Raw genomic sequence first — 17,364 nt, forward strand, 5'->3', positions numbered from 1 at the left:
AGAATCCCCAGACCCGCTGCTTTCAAGCGTCCTGGGGATTTTATTTATTTTTTAGTGATCGTGAAGTTATCCTCTAAAAGCAGCCAGTTCTGCGGGAAAGCGAGACCTAATTTCCAGTAGCTGATGCCCAGGAGACCCTGATCCTTAATTAAGTCGAATTTCGCCTGAATGGAACGGGCGTCTTCAAACCACACATCATGCTGGCTGCCCCCATCGTCGGTATACGTATAGAATGGTGCCTGTGCTACTGTGTCATATCGAATGGCTGTCTGCTGTTTGTGTGCCCGTGACAGAGCCTGCTGCGGGCTGAGTGCTTCAGCTGGTTTATTTTCAGTATAGGGAAGTGTCCAGTCATAACCGTAAAGATTCTGACCGAGCAAAATTTTATTGGCTGGCATGACACTGACAGCGTAGTTAATGACATCTCGTACTTCATCGATTGGTGAGACTGCTCGGGGCGGACCGTAGCTGTAGCCCCACTCATATGTCAAGAGGACAACCATATCGACAATCTCACCGTGGGCCGCATAATCATGGGCCTCATACCAGGCACCTGTCTGCTCACTGCTTGTTTTGGGCGCGAGAGCTGTAGATAGCATAAGCCCCTCGTTTGCTAGACGCTGTTTCGCTTTTCGCAAAAAGGTATTATAGGCTTCCCGGTCGTCTGGTGCTAAAAATTCAAAATCAAAATGAACATCCCGGAAGCCCGTTTGTTTAGCTGTATTAACGATGTTGTCCAGAAGCGTATTTTGCACTTTATTGACTGTCAGGATAATGTGGCCAAGTTCACGGCTGAATTCGCCGTTTTCCAGATTTGCCACAACCAGCATAAGTGACGCATTGCTGTTTGATGCTATTTGATTGAAATTATCCAATAGCGGTGCTGTGAGTGTCCCGTCACGGCTGACCTCGTAGCTGAACGGGGCCAGATAAGTAAGATGGGGTGCCGCTTTTTGAGCACTGTTAATTAATGTATCTGACACATTGTCACCCATTGGTTCGATATACGCATTGCTTGTTATGTCAGGCTTTGGCTGTTCGGGAATGTATAAACGCGTTCCAATGGACAGGCTGCTGTTCACTGGTATTTGGTTGACCTGGGCCAATTCATCAGCAGACAGGCCAAACTGCTGACCAATCGTAAACAAGGTATCACCCGGCTGTACAAAGTGAAATTGTCCGGCGATTGGAATGACCAGTGATTGGCCGACAGCGAGTTTATCCGGTTTTTTTAATTCATTGGCATCAATCAGATCATTCAGTGAGGTGCCATATGTACTGGCAATGTCATTCAGTGTATCACCTTGACTTACAACATGAATCTGCAAATAAACCCCTCCTAAAACAGCTGTTTCCTTATACAACTGTATGATGCCGTTCAGGGCTATATGACCTTAAATGGGATCGGTGGCTGCTTTCATGACGGTGCGCATTAAATAAAGTGAGTACTCAGTCCCCTCTTTTTCCTCGGATGCCGTACAATTTTGCGGGATGTGCATGGTATAGCCGTACATATAAGCATCCTTAGCCGTGAATAAGAGGCAAATATCACCAGCAATCCCTGCCATAATGAGGTGCGTTTTACCAAGTTCCATCAGCAGAGACTGCAGCGGTGTTTGAAAAAAGGCGGAATGCTGAGGCTTGATCAGAAAAAAGTCCGAAGCATCCGGCTTAATGTCCTGAATGATGTGCTGATTCGCTCCATTTTCGCATGTGCTGGTAATTCGTTGCGGATCAGCCTGCCAGATGCCATAATGATCATTAACGTAGATAAGAGGCAGATCCTGGTCTCTTGCAAACTGCTTCAGCTTTTTCACATTAGGTAATATCTGATTGGTATGGCTGAGCAGTTTATCACCGCCTTCAAAAGCAAAGTCATTTAGCATATCAACCAATAAGATGGCGCATTTATCGAGCGGTATTGTCATAGAAAAACTCCTTTCCAGTCTTTTTCAGTTTCTCCTGAACAGCTAATTTCAAACGTTGCGGGGTGTTATTGATGGATGATGAAGGCTTCATGCAAGAAGCAATCCGACAAGCTTATAAGGCGAAACAGATGAATGAAGTTCCCATCGGAGCTATTATCGTCTATAAGGGAGACATTATTGCCCGTGGCTATAATGTCCGGGAAACATCAAAGACGGCCTTATCCCATGCTGAGCTTATTGCCATCAGTGAGGCTAACCGTCATATGGGAAGCTGGCGGCTTGAGGATTGTACATTATATGTCACGCTTGAACCGTGTCCGATGTGTGCTGGTGCCATTGTGCAGTCCCGGATGAAACGGGTTGTCTATGGTGCCCCTGATCTGAAAGCGGGATGCGCCGGAACGCTTATGAATCTGCTGGAGGATGAGCGGTTCAATCATCAGGCTGAGGTAACCAGCGGCGTGCTTAAGACGACGTGCAGCAGCCTGCTGACGGACTTTTTCAGAGATCTGCGTGAACGCAAAAGCCGTAATGATGACTGAGCCCCCATCTGCCGGTGAAAAACGTGCAAATTGCAGCCACCTGAATGATTATTATTGCATTTTGGCCTGATAGTGATTATAATAATGAGTGCCGTGCTAAGCGGGGAGTTAGCGGTGCCCTGTACTCGCAAGCCGCTACAGCGAGGCCGAATTCCCATGCAAGGTTGGGTGTCTTCGAGGCCTGCCTCAACGGAGTGGTGTTGACGCCCAGGTCCTGCGCAACAGGAACCCATGAACCCTGTCAGATCCGGAAGGAAGCAGCAGTAAGTGGTTATTCTTGTGTGCCGCGGACAAACCTGAGCCGAGCCATGAACTTGGGTAACGCTTGGGGATGCCTGATCGATCATGGGTGCACGGTATACATAATGAAAAAAGACTGCATCAATGCCCTGTTATGGACAATTGATGCAGTCTTTTTATACTGATTGGCACGACGTATGAAATAATGGTTTATGGTTCACATTTACTTATAAAGTCGCGTATAATTGAATTAGCATTTATGAAAGGGAAGCATCCACTATGACCTATCAGGCACTATACCGTGTGTGGCGGCCGAAAACGTTCGAGGACGTTGTCGGACAGGGCCATATCACGCAAACACTGCAAAATGCGATTAGACAGGAAATGTTTTCGCATGCCTACATCTTCTCTGGTCCGCGGGGAACAGGGAAAACAAGTGCTGCGAAAATCTTTGCAAAAACAATTAATTGTGAACAGGCGCCAGTCAGTGAACCGTGTAATGAATGTGCTTCCTGCCGCGGTATTCAGGATGGGTCGATTTCCGATATTATCGAGATGGATGCCGCTTCGAATACCAGTGTTGAAGATGTTCGCGAAATACGTGATAAAGTCAAGTATGCTGCCAGTTCAGTTCCTTATAAGGTGTATATTATTGATGAAGTGCACATGATTTCCACGAGTGCATTTAACGCTCTGCTGAAGACATTGGAAGAGCCTCCGAAGCATGTTGTCTTTATACTGGCAACAACCGAGCCGCATAAAATCCCGCTCACAGTCGCTTCCAGATGCCAGCGCTTCGATTTTAAGCCGATATCCAATCAGACAATTGTTGACCGGCTGCGAACGGTTATTGAATCAGAAGGCATAGCGGTGACAGATGATGCACTTGGAACCGTTGCCCTCACGGCAGAAGGCGGCATGCGGGACGCCTTGAGTGTTCTGGATCAGGCCATTTCCTACAGTGGTGATCAGGTTGAACTGGATGATGTTCTAACTGTAACCGGCGGTGTCGCGCAGGGGATTTTAACCGATGTTGTACGAGCTATGTATGCGTCTGATGCACAAAAGGCCTTATCACTGCTTGATGAACTCATTCAGAACGGGAAAGATCCGGCGCGTTTTGTCTATGATCTGATCTACTTTCTCCGTGATGTACTCCTGTATAAAAGTGCTCCGTCACTTGAGCGTATATTGGAACGGGCGATCGCTGATGAACCGTTTGAGCAGCTGGCGCGTGACGCAGGGGATGCGTGGCTCCAGGAAGCCATTACCCGTCTGAATCAATGTCAGCAGGAGATTAAATGGTCAACCAGCCCGAAAGTATTTATCGAGATTGCGATCCTGGCGATCACCAATCAGAACAGCCAGACCAGTGAAGCGGATACTCCAGTAACCCAGGCTGCTGATACAGAAACGGTAACAAAGCTGACAGGCAGAATCGAGCAATTGGAGAAAGAACTGACAAATCTGAAGGAAGCACCGGCGAGTGCTGCATCACAGGCACCAGCGAACGAACCAAAACGGTCAGCCCCAAGGCCGGCCAAGAATGGCTACAAGGTTCCCCATGAGAAAATCCGCCGTGTACTGGATGCTGCCGAACGTCCGATTCTTAAAGAAATTCAGTCTCAATGGGCTTCGTTTTTAAGTCAGCTGAAATCGACAAGTGCCCCAGCACATGCTACAATACAGGACAGCAAACCTGCCGCTGCATCAAGCGACAGTCTCGTTGTTCAATTCAAATACGATATTCATTGTTCCCTGTTTTTGGATAACCGGGAAACTGTGGAATCGGTTCTTACAAATGTAACGGGCAAAAAACAGACCATTATTCCGATTCCCGCAAAAGAATGGCAGGAGCTGCGCAATGACTATATAAGCAAGCAAGAGACAGCAGAACCGAACGATGATCAGCAGGAAGAGGAATCTCTCATAACCGAAGCACGAAAATTGGCTGGAGATGATCTTCTGGAAATTCACGATGAATAAATTATTTTGAGGAGGCGTTTTCCATGAAAGGCAATATGAACAATATGATGAAACAAATGCAGAAGATGCAGAAGAAAATGGAGCAGGCTCAGGAAGAGCTGCAGGAGATGACCTTTGAGGCGACATCCGGAGGCGGCATGGTTAAGGTAACGGCTAGCGGCAAGCGGGAAATTACAGATGTGCAGGTTTCTGAAGACGTGGTTGACCCGGATGATGTCGATATGCTGCAGGACCTAATTTTAACCGCTACAAACGATGTTCTCCAGCAGATTGAGGATAAAACGAATGACACGATGGGCCAGTTTACGAAAGGTATGAATTTGCCCGGCGGGATGTTCTAATGTCATCCGAAAGATGCCGGCAGACATGTTGAATGAACGCCGAAGCATCATTCAGGAAAACAATTTGAATGGACGCCGTGTTTTTCTGCGAGGAGGCGTATCATGTATTATCCGGAACCGATTTCGAAACTGATTGACAGTTTCACAAAATTGCCAGGGATTGGCCCTAAAACTGCTGTCCGTCTGGCATTTTTTGTATTAGATATGCAGGAAGACGATGTTATGGAATTTGCCAGATCGCTGGTGAATGCCAAGCGGGAGCTGACCCATTGCTCAACGTGCGGTCATATTACCGACCAGGATCCGTGTGCCATCTGTCAGGACACATCACGGGATGGTTCTGTCCTTTGTGTCGTCCAGGATCCAAAAGATGTGATTGCCATGGAGAAGATGAAAGAATTCAACGGGAAATATCATGTGCTGCATGGTGCGATTTCACCGATGGATGGTATCGGTCCTGAAGATATTAACGTATCTGATCTGATTAGCAGACTGAAGGATGAAGAGGTCGAGGAGCTTATTCTAGCGACGAATCCGAATATTGAAGGTGAAGCGACGGCGATGTATATTTCCCGTCTGGTGAAGCCATCCGGTATTAAAACCAGCCGGATCGCCCATGGATTACCAGTTGGCGGAGACTTGGAATATGCAGATGAAGTAACACTCTCTAAAGCATTGGAAGGCAGACAAGATTTATAAAGGTGATGCGTATGAAGCAAAAAAAACAAAGGCAGGAAGCTGACAATCAATTATTGGAAGCTTTATTTTCGGCGGAAAATGAGTGGAGACAAATTCAGGCGATCATGGATAAGAGTGTTGAACCGACGGAAGGTGGCTGGTTCCAGTTAAAACTTGCACAAGCAAAATATCTATTTTTGCTGCGGGAAGCAAGACGGCGGGACGTCCGCGCGATCCAGCAGCATTGACTATTAAGGGTTCTTTTTCGCTTGTCCTTTTCATATGGTTATAGAAAGAGGCAAGGAAAAGGAGTGATGCGGCATGAATGCTACCCTGGTTATTTCAATAATGGCTGCCTTAATCATCGTTTTACTGATTGTGGGTGCACCGGTTAAGCCGATGCGATTTATTACCAGCACCACCGTTAAGCTGGGAATCGGCTTATTATTTCTATTTTTCTTCAACGTATTTGGTGGTGCGATCGGACTGCATATACCTATTAATGTATTTACCGTCGCTGTATCCGGCTTGCTTGGTTTGTTTGGACTAGCCTCCCTGGCTGCGATTCATTTGCTGATTCTGTCGTAAAAAAAGAAGATCCCCGCCATCCTGGCCTTTGTCAGATAAGAAGGTATCAGGAAGAGCCTCATAAACATAAGATTCATTAAGCCGTAAAAAAGGTTTCAATGATTAAGAGATTTGTCAGTATAAAATTCGTTAGATTAGGAGAAACTAAACTAACGGAGGTGGGGACATGGAACAAAAAATGATGGCAGAACGGTGCGGTATTTGTGAAGAAATGAAGGAAGAGGGCATTCATTTATACAAACTATTTATCTGTTGCGAATGTGAAACAAACATCATCCATACAGAACCAAGAGAGGAAAAATACCGCTATTATCTGCGAAAGCTAAAAAATGTGAATCACTCAACTCTCTATTCCTAATCAACTTAAGGTCGCTGCGAATTCGTTGCAGGGACCTTTTTTACTGGCTTATGATATAAGCAGATTACGACTAGAGAGAAGGGCAGGTGCATTATGCAGCGTGATCAGTCAAAGACGCCTTTATACACGCAATTGAAGCAGTTTAAAAATCAAAAACCGTTGTCATTTCATGTGCCCGGGCATAAAAATGGCCGGATTTTCGCGCCGAATGCCTGCCAGGATTTTCAGGAAATTTTGCCGCTTGATCTGACGGAGTTAAGCGGACTGGATGATCTGCACGCACCAAACGGTGTTATACAGAGTGCCGAAGAACTGGCTTCAGCTTTTTTTAGAGTTGACTATACGCATTTTTTGATTGGCGGGAGTACGGCTGGCAATCTAGCGATGATCCTGTCGGTCTGCTCATCCGGTGACAAGGTTATCGTGCAGCGCAACAGTCATAAATCGATTTTTAATGCCCTTGAACTGAGCGGAGCCCTGCCGGTATTTGTCGCCCCGGAATTTGATCGTGAAGCCCGCCGGCTGACAGCCCCCAATACGGCTACAGTGCAAACGGCTTTAGACAACCATCCGGATGCTAAAGCTTTGGTGCTGACCTACCCCGATTATTTCGGTAAAACCTTCCCTTTGCATGAAATGATTTCGCGGGCCCATGCCCGTCAGATACCTGTTCTGATTGATGAAGCACATGGTGTACATTTTTCCCTGCATAAGGATCTGCCGGCTTCAGCTGTAGCACTTGGGGCAGATGCTGTTGTACAGTCTGCGCATAAGATGGCTCCGGCCATGACGATGGGTGCTTATTTGCATGTGCAGTCAGCGCACTTATCCAATGCAGCCATCCAGTATTATTTACAAATGATTCAATCAAGCAGTCCGTCGTATCCGGTAATGGCTTCACTGGATCTGGCGCGTTTCTTTTTAGCTGATCTGACGAATGATGATTGGGACGATATCCACACGAGCTGCTATCATGTGAAGCAGCTGCTGGCAGAAAGCAGTCATTGGGAGGTTGCCTCGGGCGATGACCCGCTTAAGCTAATATTACAGGCAAAACGAGGATTGACTGGTTATCAAATTGCACAACTGTTTGAGCAATTTGATATTTACCCGGAATTGGCCACCCATAAGCAGGTGCTGTTTATTCATGGCCTGGCCCCTTTTACAGACTATGAACGATTAAATAATGCGATCAACTATATTAATGCAGAATTAAAAAATACAGCAAGTCATGATATAATGGAGAAAGATGAAATAGACAATCTTATGACAGAACGTGTGACAGAGCTTGCAATCGATTATGCAGCCATGAAGCAGCGCAGCACACAAACGGTTCCGTTATCACAAGCCTCAGGCTGCATTGCGGCGGAACCTATAACACCTTATCCGCCTGGCATCCCATTTATTTTAAAAGGCACGCGTATCACTCATGGGCATATCCACGTCTTATACCAGCTGCTGCAGCAGGGTGTGCATCTGCAGCCTCAGACGATCGATAAAGGCATCAGCGTTTTTCATTAAAGGAGTAGTCAGATGTGAATGGTTTGTTTATAACCTTTGAGGGCGGCGAGGGATCCGGCAAGTCGTCTATTTTAAAATCAGCAGAGCAAAAGCTGGCCGCTCGCGGCTATGACGTTCTGGCAACACGGGAGCCCGGGGGCATTGAGATTGCGGAGAAGATCCGCTCTATTATTCTTGATCCGGAGCATACGGCAATGGATGCACGTACGGAGGCCCTGCTTTATGCAGCAGCCCGGCGGCAGCATCTGACGGAAATCGTCAGGCCGGCTCTTGAGTCAGGGAAAATGGTCCTCTGCGACCGGTTTGTCGACAGCAGTCTCGCTTATCAAGGGTTTGCCAGAAGTATTGGAATGGATGAGGTGCTCGCCATTAATCAGTTTGCCATACAGGACCTGATGCCGGATCGGACTCTGTTTTTTGATATCAATCCGGAAAAGGGCCTGGACCGCATTGCCCGCAATGAGAATCGGGAGCGGAATCGCCTCGATCTTGAGCATATCCGGTTTCATGAGCAGGTATATGCAGCTTACTGGAAGCTGGTGGCAGAGCATCCGGACAGGATTCACGTTATTGATGCGGATCGGCCTTTTGCAGACGTTGAGGCGGATACAATACAGGATGTGGTTTCCTATGTAAATCACATGTTAAGAGAGGAAGAAGGAAAATGAAATTATTGATTGCCATTGTGCAGGACAAAGACACCAGTCGTTTGACTGACGTTTTAGGTGAGGAAGATTTTAAATTAACGAAACTGGCCACAACGGGTGGTTTTCTCAAAGAAGGAAACACGACACTGATGATTGGTACTGACGACGACTATGTTGACCGTGCCCTGGAAATCTTCCGGGATAACTGTTCCAAACGTGAACAAATGGTCGCCCCGATTTCGCCAATGGGCGGCAATGCGGATTCATATATTCCCCAGCCTGTTAAAGTCGAAGTCGGCGGTGCCACTGTCTTCATTATGCCGATGGAGCAATACTATAAGTTTTAACAGCTGAATTGACTCTCCTGCAATCTGCTTAATCTTTTAAGGACTGAGTTTTTATGAAAATAAATCCGGAATTACAATCCCAAATGGATACATCACCCAAAACACATCAGGTGCCGGCTGAAGGGCGAACGTCGTTCAGCAGCATGGTTCAGTCCCGGACTGAGCATTTAAAACAGCAGGAAATCGGCCAGCTGATGGATTATCTGTCACAGCAGGGTAATAGGCTGGCACGATTTCGCTCGGTCCGTGATCTGGTGAAATTTAAACAAACTGTTAAGCGTTTGTTAAAAGAGACGACCGGTGGGGGTCTTTCGCTACAAAAGTCCCGCAATTTTCGGATGAATGGTGAAAGCAGTCAACTGGCTCTAGTTAAAGCTGTTGATGATAAACTGGTCGAATTAACCGACGAGGTAATGGATGACGAACAGGAAACGATTGATTTGCTCGGACTGATCGGTGAGATTAAAGGGCTGCTCGTTAATTTATATATGTAACACAAAAGAGGGTGCACTATGAAGTCATGGGAAGAACTCACTAAGATTCAGCCGCTCGCAAGCCAATTGATGACGAACAGCATTAAAAAGGGCCGTATCTCGCATGCTTATTTGTTGCAGGGAGAACGTGGAACCGGTAAGGAAGAGATGGCGCTGTTACTGGCGAAGACGCTGTTTTGTGATGACCGGTCCGGTGTTGAACCCTGCCAGGAATGCTATGTGTGTAAGCGAATTGATTCAGGAAATTACCCTGATGTGCATTGGCTGGAGCCTGACGGGCAGTCAATCCGTAAAGAGCAGATTGAAGAACTGCAAAAAGAATTTTCCTATACCGCGCTGGAATCCAGTGAAAAGGTTTATGTTATTAAGGGTGCCGAGACGATGACGGTGAATGCGTCCAATCGTCTGTTGAAATTTCTGGAGGAGCCATCACAGAGGACAACGGCGATTTTACTCACAGAAAATAGTTCTTCGATTCTGCCGACGATTCGCTCACGCTGTCAGACGATCGATTTAAAACCGCTCAACCCGGAAGCCTTTCAGCAACAGTTAATGGACGAGGGTGTTTCATACAAATCAGCTGTTTTGTTAAGCGCTTTGACAAACCGATTGGATGAGGCCATTTCCTGGAGTCAGGATGATTGGTTTGCCCAGGCTCGAAAACGAATGCTACAATTAGTAGAAACGTATTCGACCAATCCTGAGGACATTTTTTTGTTTATTCATCAGACATGGCTGCCGCATTTTAAGGAGCGGTCACAGCAGGAATTGGGACTCGATTTACTGCTTCTGGCTTTCAAGGATATACTTTTCTGCCATCTTGGCAAAGAAGATGATATGGTTGTATTTGTTAAGGATGAGGCACGATTGGAAAATTTGGTGATGACCTTCTCACAGGAAAAATTGCTTGACATATTGCAGTTAGTGCTTGATGCTAAACACAAACTCAGGCAAAACGTCAATCCAACACTTGTGATGGAGCAGCTTACCATTCAAATACAGGGGTGATTCGATGATTGAGGTGGCAGGTGTCCGTTTTAAGCAGGTGGGCAAAATCTATTATTTTGACCCGGACAGCTATCCGCTTGAGGAGAATGATTACGTTATTGTTGAAACAGCTCGCGGAGTTGAATTCGGCAAAGTGGTTATAACGAACAGAATGGTTGAGGAAGATGATGTTGTTCTGCCGCTTAACAGAGTGATTCGCAAAGCCAGCGAAGAAGATAAAATGACAGTGGCTGAAAATAATGAGCTGGCTGACAGGGCGCTGAAAATTTCCCCTCAAAAGGTTAGAGATCACGATCTTGATATGAAGCTTGTAGATGCTGATTATACATTTGATCGTCAAAAGATTATTTTTTACTTCACAGCAGAAGGGCGGATTGATTTTCGCAACCTGGTGAAGGATCTGGCGGCAACCTTTAAAACACGGATCGAACTGCGGCAGATCGGTGTGCGTGATGAAGCAAAAAGACTTGGCGGCATTGGTCCTTGTGGCCGGCTGCTCTGCTGTTCAACTTTTCTGGCAGACTTCGAACCGGTTTCCATTAAGATGGCCAAGGATCAGAATCTGTCTCTGAATCCCGCTAAAATTTCCGGTTTGTGCGGCCGTCTTATGTGCTGCTTAAAATATGAAAATGACGACTATGAAACCGCTAAACGGGAATTGCCGGATATAGGTGAAGATGTGCGTACACCATATGGTGAAGGAAGAGTCACTGGCTTAAACATACTGGACCGTGTGATCCATATTAAGTTGCTTGAAGAAGAACGCGAGATTGAATATACATTGGATGAAATGATTGAGGAAGGCATTATAACAGCGCAAGCCACAGAATAGTGGGGTGAGAAGCGTGTCAAAACGACAAATTTTTGATCAGGTGTCCGACATGGAAACCCAAATTGGTGAGCTGTATGAACAGCTTGGTGATCTAAAAGGCAAACTGAGCCGACTTTTGGAAGAAAAGCACCGTCTGGAGATGGAAAATCATCATTTGCGGGGCCGACTGGAGCAGGCCGATGACGATTTTCAGGAAGACGAAGTCGTAAAAGATTCTCATATACCCGGCGAGGGTTATGATAATCTGGCAAGGCTCTACGAAGAAGGGTTTCATATTTGCAATGTGCATTTTGGCACGCCGAGACAAGATGAGGATTGTCTGTTCTGCTTGCAATTCTTAAGTAAAACGAAGTAACACCGCAAGAGCTGTCTCTTTTTGGGAGACAGCTTTTCTATCATAACAGGAATGGACGGGAAAAATGGTAACCATCTATGAAGACGAACGTGTGGATTATTTATTGGCTGAGCAGGATATGTCGATTATTCAGAGTCCGAATGTATTTGCTTTTTCCCTTGATGCTGTGCTGCTGGCGCGTTTCGCATATGTACCGATAAAAAAAGGAGCCATCCTCGACTTGTGCACGGGCAACGGAGCAGTTCCCTTATTATTATCAAGGCGCACTTATGCTTCAATTACGGGGATCGAGATTCAGGAGCGGCTCGCAGACATGGCCAAGCGAAGTATTCAGCTGAATTCACTGGAAGAGCAGCTTACCATCATGCACGGGGATCTGAAGGACATGAAAGACAGTATGGGGCACAGTGCATTTGACGTGGTCACGTGCAATCCGCCGTATTTTCCAACGGAGGCAAAAGCTGAACGCAACCAGAATGATTATCTGACCATCGCCAGACATGAAGTATACAGTACGCTGGAGGATGTTGTAAAAGCCAGCAAACTTCATGTAAGACCCGGAGGCAAGGTCGCCATGGTTCACCGTCCGGGCAGGCTGGTGGATATCATAACATTATTCCGGCAATATAAAATTGAGCCGAAACGCCTGCAGCTGGTTTATCCCAAGCGCGGACGGGATGCCAACATGCTGCTGATTGAAGGCATCAGAGACGGCAAAGCTGATTTGACCATGTTGCCGCCTTTATATATTTACAATGAAGACGATACCTATACAACGGAAGCTGAGGCGATCATTTATGGAAAACCATGAGCATATCGTTTATATTTTAAAGTGTGCTGATAACACGTTTTATACTGGCTATACGACAGATTTAGAAAACCGGGTGCAGATGCATGAGAACGGGGAAGGAGCCAAATATACACGCGGACGCGGCCCGTTTCAGGTTGTCTTTGTCGAGAAATATCCAACTAAAGAAGAAGCGATGAAGCGGGAATACGGGATTAAGCAGCTTACCCGCAAAGGGAAGGCGCAGTTAATCCGGGACAAGCTGAAAGAAGTGATGTACTATGAAAATTCAGAGGAGCTTTAGCAGTGACGAGGAAGTCGGCACAGTTTACGCTGTACCGACGCCAATCGGCAATCTGGAGGATATTACTTTTCGCGCATTAAAAACACTTGAGACGGTTTCTGTGATTGCTGCTGAAGATACCCGGAATACACAGAAACTGCTGCAGCATTTTGATATCCCAACACCCCTTGTCAGCTATCACGAACATAATAAGGAGAACCGCGGCCGGGAGCTGCTGAGCCGCTTGGAAAAGGGAGAATCGATTGCTGTTGTCAGCGATGCAGGAATGCCGGTTATTTCAGATCCGGGCTATGAGCTTATGACCGCGGCTATAGCTGCTGACTATCCAGCTGTTGCACTGCCAGGGGCAAATGCAGCATTATGTGCCCTCGTCGGTTCCGGACTTTCGAGTGATGAATTTTTGTTTTACGGATTTTTACCGCGCAAGAAAAAGGAAAAGGAAGCAGAACTGGAGCGCCTGAAGCCATTGTCAGCGACATTATTGCTGTATGAATCGCCTTACCGGATAAAGGACACATTAACGATGATCAAGGCCACACTTGGCAACCGGCCGATCGCCATTGCCCGTGAACTGACGAAGAAATTTGAGGAATATACGCGCGGGACGGCTGCTGAACTTCTGGACTGGGCTGATGAGACTGCTATGAAGGGTGAATTTTGCCTGGTTATTGAAGGGAACGCTGGCGATTCGGAACAGGGAAGTGACCTCTGGTGGAGTCATCTTTCGGTTGTGGAACATGTTCGTTATTATATCGATGAGACTGGGTATACCAGCAAGGAAGCTATTAAACGCGCGGCTCTTGACCGGAAAATGGCGAAGCGGGATGTTTATCAGGCATTCCATATTGATCAATAACGGGACGTATACAAACACTCTGGTATAAAAAACGGCTGCCGCTTCCGGAAATGAAGCATTAGCCGCTGCGTAACATTAATTAAGATCGAGTGACGTGTGTTATTGGTTTAAGCGTGCCTGAATTTCTGTCATTAATTGTTCTGCCCCTTCAGGACTCAGCACAATGCTGCCATTTGCTAACACCAAATTATCATCAGATTTGTGGCCGGTTACTTGACACGTCATATCGAGTGTCTGTTTTTTCAGCACAATCTTATTGTCGTCCGTGTAAATATCCAGCTCATCACTGTTGTTAATATCCAGTGTGCGTCGTAATTCAACAGGAAGCACGACACGTCCAAGTCCATCAATTTTCCGTGTGATTCCGGTCTGTTTCATATGCCATTCTCCTCTCCAGCCGGCTTTAGGCATACAGCCGTCATGATAAATAGGCCCATTCTGGCTCAACTTATGGAGTATACTACCAGCACGTCATGTAACCGTCAATTATAATGCTGTAGTTATGTGAAAATTGTTGTAACTAAACAAAGGACCGGCTGTTTGATAAAATGATACTATTCAGGCATGATTCGAATAACGGTGGTCAAGGAGACACAGAGTTATTGGCAAATGCACTTAAAAAAAGCTAAAATAGAAACCATCTGAAGGAGGTAGTGTGCAATGCCCGAGGAAAAGAAAACATTTTATATTACCACACCTATTTATTATCCGAGCGGCAATTTACATATTGGCCATGCCTATTCGACGGTTGCTGGCGATGCCATGGCCCGTTATAAGCGTTTGCGGGGCTATGATGTGATGTATTTGACCGGCACTGACGAACATGGCCAGAAGATACAGCGAAAGGCCCATGAACAGGGCAAGGAGCCACAGCAATATGTTGATGAGATGGCCAGTGGTATTCAAAATCTCTGGGAAAAGTTAAAGATTACACATGATGACTTTATCCGGACGACAGAGGACCGGCATAAAGAAGTGGTAGCTAAAATATTTGACCAGCTCGTCCAGCAGGGTGATATTTATCTGGATGAGTATGAAGGCTGGTATTGTACATCGTGTGAATCATTTTTTACAGAACGCCAGCTAGACGATGGCCACTGTCCGGATTGTGGTGACCCTGTTGAGAAAGTAAAAGAGGAATCCTATTTCTTCAAAATGAGCAAGTATGTTGATCAACTGCTCGAGTTTTATGAACAGAATCCGCAGTTTATCCAGCCGGAAGCCCGGAAAAATGAAATGCTGAACAACTTTATCAAACCAGGACTGGAGGATCTGGCAGTTTCCCGCACGACTTTTGACTGGGGAATTAAGGTGCCTGGTGATCCGAAACACGTTATCTATGTTTGGATTGATGCTTTGAGCAACTATATTACCGCTCTTGGCTATGGGACCGAAGACGACCAGTTATATAAGAAGTTCTGGCCGGCCGATGTGCATCTGATGAGCAAGGAAATTGTTCGCTTCCATACGATCTATTGGCCCATTATGCTGATGGCGCTGGATTTGCCATTGCCAAAACAGGTCTTCTCCCACGGCTGGATTCTTATGAAAGACGGCAAAATGTCCAAATCCAAGGGCAATGTCGTTGATCCTGTTCAGCTGATTGACATTTACGGACTGGATGCGGTGCGTTATTATCTCTTGCGCGAAGTGCCTTTTGGGTCAGATGGTGTGTTTACACCGGAGGGATTCGTTGAGCGCATGAACTATGATCTTGCCAATGATCTCGGTAACTTGTTAAACCGCACCATTGTGATGATCAGCAAGTACTTTGACGCTAAACTCCCAGCTTATCAGGCAGCTGAGACGGAAACGGAACAATCTCTGGAAAAAATGCAGCGGGATACCGTTCAAAAAGTGGAAGAGGCAATGGATAATCTGCAGTTCTCGGTTGCCCTGTCGTCGCTGTGGCAGCTGATCAGCCGTACCAATAAATATATTGATGAAACCGAGCCATGGGTGTTGGCGAAAGACGAGACCAAACGGGAACGTCTGGGCAATGTGATGGCTCATCTTGCTGATTCACTGCGCAAAATAGCGATTATGCTGCAGCCGTTCCTGACTGAGGCACCTGAAGAAATTTTCCAGCAGCTGGGAATTCATGCTGATGATGCCTTACAATCATGGGACAGCCTTTATCAGGATGGTGTCATCCCAGCCGGCACTGAGGTGCATAAAGATCAGCCGATTTTCCCACGGCTTAATGTTGATAAAGAGGTACAGGCGATCAAAGCGATGATGCAAAAGCCGGCTAAAACGACCGAAAAACCAGCTTCCAGCGTGCCGGAACAAAAAAGTGAGGTCACAATCGATGACTTTATGAAGCTGGATCTGCGTGTCGCAGAGGTGCTGAAAGCAGAGCCTGTCAAAGATACCGATAAATTGCTGCGGCTGCAGGTGGATGCAGGAACCGACAAACGGCAAGTCGTCTCCGGCATTGCCGAGTATTACAGCCCTGATGAGCTTGTCGGTCAAAAAGTTATCTGTGTCACGAATCTGAAACCTGTTAAATTGCGTGGCGAGCTGTCGGAAGGCATGATTCTCTGTGGCGAAACAGACAGCGGTGAGCTTGTTCTGACATCGGTTGATCAATCACTTCCGAATGGCTCGGTGGTTAAATAAATTCTGGCTGAGCAAAGGGGGCAGTTCATCATGTCTGTTCTCTTTCCTCTGAGCCATGCTTCTCCAAAAGATGCTGGAAAAACTTTATATAAGGAAGTGAGACTATGTTAGTGGATACACATGTTCATTTGAATGCGGATGAATTCGCTGAGGACCGGGAAGAAACTATTCAGCGGGCATTTGATGCAGGTGTCGAATACATGGTCGTTGTCGGTTTTGACCGGCAGACGATTCCGCTGGCGATTGAAATTGCTGAACGGTATGACACCATTTATGCCGCTGTGGGCTGGCACCCGGTTGATGCGGTGGATATGACTGATGACGACCTTAACTGGATTGAGGAACTTTCGTCACACCCGAAAGTGGTTGCTATCGGGGAAATGGGACTGGATTATCATTGGGACAAATCACCAAAAGAGATTCAGAAAGATGTCTTTCGCAGGCAGATAGCCCTTGCTAAGAGGGTCAACATGCCAATTATTATTCATAACCGGGAGGCTACTGAGGATATCAGAGACTTGCTGCAGGAGGAAAAGGCAAGCGATATCGGCGGTATTATGCATTGCTACAATACCTCAGCAGCGTATATGCAGTCGTTTCTTGATATGGACTTTTACATATCAATTGGCGGACCGGTAACCTTTAAAAATGCAACCCTGCCTAAGGATGCAGCGGCCGCGGTGCCTTCAGACCGGCTCCTGGTGGAAACGGACGCTCCTTTTCTCGCACCACATCCGAACAGAGGAAAACGCAACGAACCGGCTTATGTTAAATTGGTTGCAGAAAAAGTTGCTGAACTGCGCGGTCAGTCGTTTGAAGAATTGAGCCATATGACAACAGCTAACGCCTTTACGTTTTTTAATATCACCCCAAAAACGTAACGCACTTAATTATGAGAATGACATCTTGCACCTATTATGAAGAGACCTG

General features: G+C 46.4%; 22 protein-coding genes and 1 other RNA gene. 20 read left to right on the top strand and 3 right to left on the bottom strand.

Annotated elements, in window-relative coordinates; genetic code table 11:
* Nucleotides 1–44: 44 nt before the first annotated feature.
* The gene (locus ACZ444_RS00780) at nucleotides 45–1,328 is read right to left on the bottom strand and encodes a glycoside hydrolase family 18 protein (protein WP_382358046.1); all 1,284 of its coding nucleotides are present in this window, start codon (nucleotides 1,326–1,328) and stop codon (nucleotides 45–47) included.
* A 66-nt stretch (nucleotides 1,329–1,394) separates the two neighbouring features.
* Entirely contained in the window at nucleotides 1,395–1,928 is a 534-nt protein-coding gene (locus ACZ444_RS00785) for a cysteine hydrolase family protein (protein WP_382358047.1), read from the bottom strand.
* Between the two features lie 71 nt (nucleotides 1,929–1,999).
* Here ACZ444_RS00785 and tadA point away from each other — a divergent pair, with 71 nt between their 5' ends.
* From tadA to rsmI, 18 genes are all read left to right on the top strand, one after another.
* Complete coding sequence (gene tadA, locus ACZ444_RS00790) at nucleotides 2,000–2,470, top strand: tRNA adenosine(34) deaminase TadA (RefSeq protein ID WP_382358048.1); 471 nt, start codon at nucleotides 2,000–2,002, stop codon at nucleotides 2,468–2,470.
* Nucleotides 2,471–2,561: 91 nt separating this feature from the next.
* Nucleotides 2,562–2,827, top strand: an RNA gene (gene ffs / locus ACZ444_RS00795) — signal recognition particle sRNA large type.
* Between the two features lie 162 nt (nucleotides 2,828–2,989).
* On the top strand, nucleotides 2,990–4,696 hold the full coding sequence (gene dnaX / locus ACZ444_RS00800; RefSeq protein WP_382358049.1) for a DNA polymerase III subunit gamma/tau: 1,707 nt from the start codon (nucleotides 2,990–2,992) through the stop codon (nucleotides 4,694–4,696).
* Nucleotides 4,697–4,719: 23 nt separating this feature from the next.
* Complete coding sequence (locus ACZ444_RS00805; protein ID WP_382358050.1) at nucleotides 4,720–5,037, top strand: YbaB/EbfC family nucleoid-associated protein; 318 nt, start codon at nucleotides 4,720–4,722, stop codon at nucleotides 5,035–5,037.
* 102 nt (nucleotides 5,038–5,139) lie between these two features.
* Nucleotides 5,140–5,736: a recombination mediator RecR gene (recR, locus tag ACZ444_RS00810; protein WP_382358051.1), complete on the top strand. Its 597-nt coding sequence runs from the start codon at nucleotides 5,140–5,142 to the stop codon at nucleotides 5,734–5,736.
* An 11-nt stretch (nucleotides 5,737–5,747) separates the two neighbouring features.
* Entirely contained in the window at nucleotides 5,748–5,963 is a 216-nt protein-coding gene (locus ACZ444_RS00815; RefSeq protein ID WP_382358052.1) for a YaaL family protein, read from the top strand.
* Nucleotides 5,964–6,036: 73 nt separating this feature from the next.
* Nucleotides 6,037–6,303, top strand: a complete 267-nt coding sequence (locus ACZ444_RS00820) for a pro-sigmaK processing inhibitor BofA family protein (protein WP_382358053.1) — start codon at nucleotides 6,037–6,039, stop codon at nucleotides 6,301–6,303.
* 166 nt (nucleotides 6,304–6,469) lie between these two features.
* The gene (locus ACZ444_RS00825) at nucleotides 6,470–6,661 is read left to right on the top strand and encodes a sigma factor G inhibitor Gin (protein ID WP_382358054.1); all 192 of its coding nucleotides are present in this window, start codon (nucleotides 6,470–6,472) and stop codon (nucleotides 6,659–6,661) included.
* A 93-nt stretch (nucleotides 6,662–6,754) separates the two neighbouring features.
* Nucleotides 6,755–8,182, top strand: a complete 1,428-nt coding sequence (locus ACZ444_RS00830; RefSeq protein ID WP_382358055.1) for an aminotransferase class I/II-fold pyridoxal phosphate-dependent enzyme — start codon at nucleotides 6,755–6,757, stop codon at nucleotides 8,180–8,182.
* 14 nt (nucleotides 8,183–8,196) lie between these two features.
* On the top strand, nucleotides 8,197–8,850 hold the full coding sequence (gene tmk / locus ACZ444_RS00835; RefSeq protein ID WP_382358056.1) for a dTMP kinase: 654 nt from the start codon (nucleotides 8,197–8,199) through the stop codon (nucleotides 8,848–8,850).
* Nucleotides 8,847–9,176 carry a cyclic-di-AMP receptor gene (locus tag ACZ444_RS00840; RefSeq protein ID WP_382358057.1) on the top strand — a complete coding sequence of 110 codons (330 nt, stop codon included), beginning with the start codon at nucleotides 8,847–8,849 and terminating at the stop codon, nucleotides 9,174–9,176. Before tmk ends, ACZ444_RS00840 begins: the two co-directional genes overlap by 4 nt.
* A 53-nt stretch (nucleotides 9,177–9,229) precedes the next feature.
* Nucleotides 9,230–9,670 carry a YaaR family protein gene (locus ACZ444_RS00845; RefSeq protein ID WP_382358058.1) on the top strand — a complete coding sequence of 147 codons (441 nt, stop codon included), beginning with the start codon at nucleotides 9,230–9,232 and terminating at the stop codon, nucleotides 9,668–9,670.
* Between the two features lie 18 nt (nucleotides 9,671–9,688).
* The gene (gene holB / locus ACZ444_RS00850) at nucleotides 9,689–10,678 is read left to right on the top strand and encodes a DNA polymerase III subunit delta' (protein ID WP_382358059.1); all 990 of its coding nucleotides are present in this window, start codon (nucleotides 9,689–9,691) and stop codon (nucleotides 10,676–10,678) included.
* 4 nt (nucleotides 10,679–10,682) lie between these two features.
* Entirely contained in the window at nucleotides 10,683–11,510 is an 828-nt protein-coding gene (locus tag ACZ444_RS00855) for a PSP1 domain-containing protein (RefSeq protein WP_382358060.1), read from the top strand.
* 13 nt (nucleotides 11,511–11,523) lie between these two features.
* Nucleotides 11,524–11,865 (top strand): DNA replication initiation control protein YabA, encoded by a 342-nt coding sequence (gene yabA / locus ACZ444_RS00860; protein ID WP_382358061.1) that lies wholly within the window; start codon nucleotides 11,524–11,526, stop codon nucleotides 11,863–11,865.
* A gap of 64 nt (nucleotides 11,866–11,929) precedes the next feature.
* The gene (locus ACZ444_RS00865; protein WP_382358062.1) at nucleotides 11,930–12,676 is read left to right on the top strand and encodes a tRNA1(Val) (adenine(37)-N6)-methyltransferase; all 747 of its coding nucleotides are present in this window, start codon (nucleotides 11,930–11,932) and stop codon (nucleotides 12,674–12,676) included.
* Nucleotides 12,663–12,956, top strand: coding sequence for a GIY-YIG nuclease family protein (locus tag ACZ444_RS00870; protein WP_382358063.1), 294 nt, complete (start codon nucleotides 12,663–12,665; stop codon nucleotides 12,954–12,956). The genes ACZ444_RS00865 and ACZ444_RS00870 overlap by 14 nt, the downstream gene beginning before the upstream one ends.
* Entirely contained in the window at nucleotides 12,934–13,812 is an 879-nt protein-coding gene (rsmI, locus tag ACZ444_RS00875) for a 16S rRNA (cytidine(1402)-2'-O)-methyltransferase (protein ID WP_382358064.1), read from the top strand. Before ACZ444_RS00870 ends, rsmI begins: the two co-directional genes overlap by 23 nt.
* Nucleotides 13,813–13,911: 99 nt before the next feature.
* On the opposite strand, the gene ACZ444_RS00880 is transcribed toward rsmI, so the two are convergent.
* Nucleotides 13,912–14,190, bottom strand: a complete 279-nt coding sequence (locus ACZ444_RS00880) for an AbrB/MazE/SpoVT family DNA-binding domain-containing protein (RefSeq protein WP_382358065.1) — start codon at nucleotides 14,188–14,190, stop codon at nucleotides 13,912–13,914.
* Nucleotides 14,191–14,472: 282 nt separating this feature from the next.
* Here ACZ444_RS00880 and metG point away from each other — a divergent pair, with 282 nt between their 5' ends.
* A complete protein-coding gene (gene metG, locus ACZ444_RS00885) occupies nucleotides 14,473–16,434 on the top strand; it encodes a methionine--tRNA ligase (protein WP_382358066.1) in 1,962 nt (653 codons plus the stop codon).
* A gap of 104 nt (nucleotides 16,435–16,538) precedes the next feature.
* Nucleotides 16,539–17,315: a TatD family hydrolase gene (locus tag ACZ444_RS00890; protein WP_382358067.1), complete on the top strand. Its 777-nt coding sequence runs from the start codon at nucleotides 16,539–16,541 to the stop codon at nucleotides 17,313–17,315.
* The last annotated feature ends 49 nt before the right edge of the window (nucleotides 17,316–17,364 follow it).

It is taken from the genome of Lentibacillus kimchii, from assembly GCF_055381965.1.

Bases quoted from the DNA above. Each gene is read 5' to 3' on its own strand.
- ACZ444_RS00785 (WP_382358047.1), bottom strand. From the start codon at position 1,928: ATGACAATACCGCTCGATAAATGCGCCATCTTATTGGTTGATATGCTA.
- tadA (WP_382358048.1), top strand. From the start codon at position 2,000: ATGGATGATGAAGGCTTCATGCAAGAAGCAATCCGACAAGCTTATAAG.
- dnaX (WP_382358049.1), top strand. From the start codon at position 2,990: ATGACCTATCAGGCACTATACCGTGTGTGGCGGCCGAAAACGTTCGAG.
- ACZ444_RS00805 (WP_382358050.1), top strand. From the start codon at position 4,720: ATGAAAGGCAATATGAACAATATGATGAAACAAATGCAGAAGATGCAG.
- recR (WP_382358051.1), top strand. From the start codon at position 5,140: ATGTATTATCCGGAACCGATTTCGAAACTGATTGACAGTTTCACAAAA.
- ACZ444_RS00815 (WP_382358052.1), top strand. From the start codon at position 5,748: ATGAAGCAAAAAAAACAAAGGCAGGAAGCTGACAATCAATTATTGGAA.
- ACZ444_RS00820 (WP_382358053.1), top strand. From the start codon at position 6,037: ATGAATGCTACCCTGGTTATTTCAATAATGGCTGCCTTAATCATCGTT.
- ACZ444_RS00825 (WP_382358054.1), top strand. From the start codon at position 6,470: ATGGAACAAAAAATGATGGCAGAACGGTGCGGTATTTGTGAAGAAATG.
- ACZ444_RS00830 (WP_382358055.1), top strand. From the start codon at position 6,755: ATGCAGCGTGATCAGTCAAAGACGCCTTTATACACGCAATTGAAGCAG.
- ACZ444_RS00840 (WP_382358057.1), top strand. From the start codon at position 8,847: ATGAAATTATTGATTGCCATTGTGCAGGACAAAGACACCAGTCGTTTG.
- ACZ444_RS00845 (WP_382358058.1), top strand. From the start codon at position 9,230: ATGAAAATAAATCCGGAATTACAATCCCAAATGGATACATCACCCAAA.
- holB (WP_382358059.1), top strand. From the start codon at position 9,689: ATGAAGTCATGGGAAGAACTCACTAAGATTCAGCCGCTCGCAAGCCAA.
- ACZ444_RS00855 (WP_382358060.1), top strand. From the start codon at position 10,683: ATGATTGAGGTGGCAGGTGTCCGTTTTAAGCAGGTGGGCAAAATCTAT.
- ACZ444_RS00865 (WP_382358062.1), top strand. From the start codon at position 11,930: ATGGTAACCATCTATGAAGACGAACGTGTGGATTATTTATTGGCTGAG.
- ACZ444_RS00870 (WP_382358063.1), top strand. From the start codon at position 12,663: ATGGAAAACCATGAGCATATCGTTTATATTTTAAAGTGTGCTGATAAC.
- rsmI (WP_382358064.1), top strand. From the start codon at position 12,934: ATGAAAATTCAGAGGAGCTTTAGCAGTGACGAGGAAGTCGGCACAGTT.
- ACZ444_RS00880 (WP_382358065.1), bottom strand. From the start codon at position 14,190: ATGAAACAGACCGGAATCACACGGAAAATTGATGGACTTGGACGTGTC.
- metG (WP_382358066.1), top strand. From the start codon at position 14,473: ATGCCCGAGGAAAAGAAAACATTTTATATTACCACACCTATTTATTAT.
- ACZ444_RS00890 (WP_382358067.1), top strand. From the start codon at position 16,539: ATGTTAGTGGATACACATGTTCATTTGAATGCGGATGAATTCGCTGAG.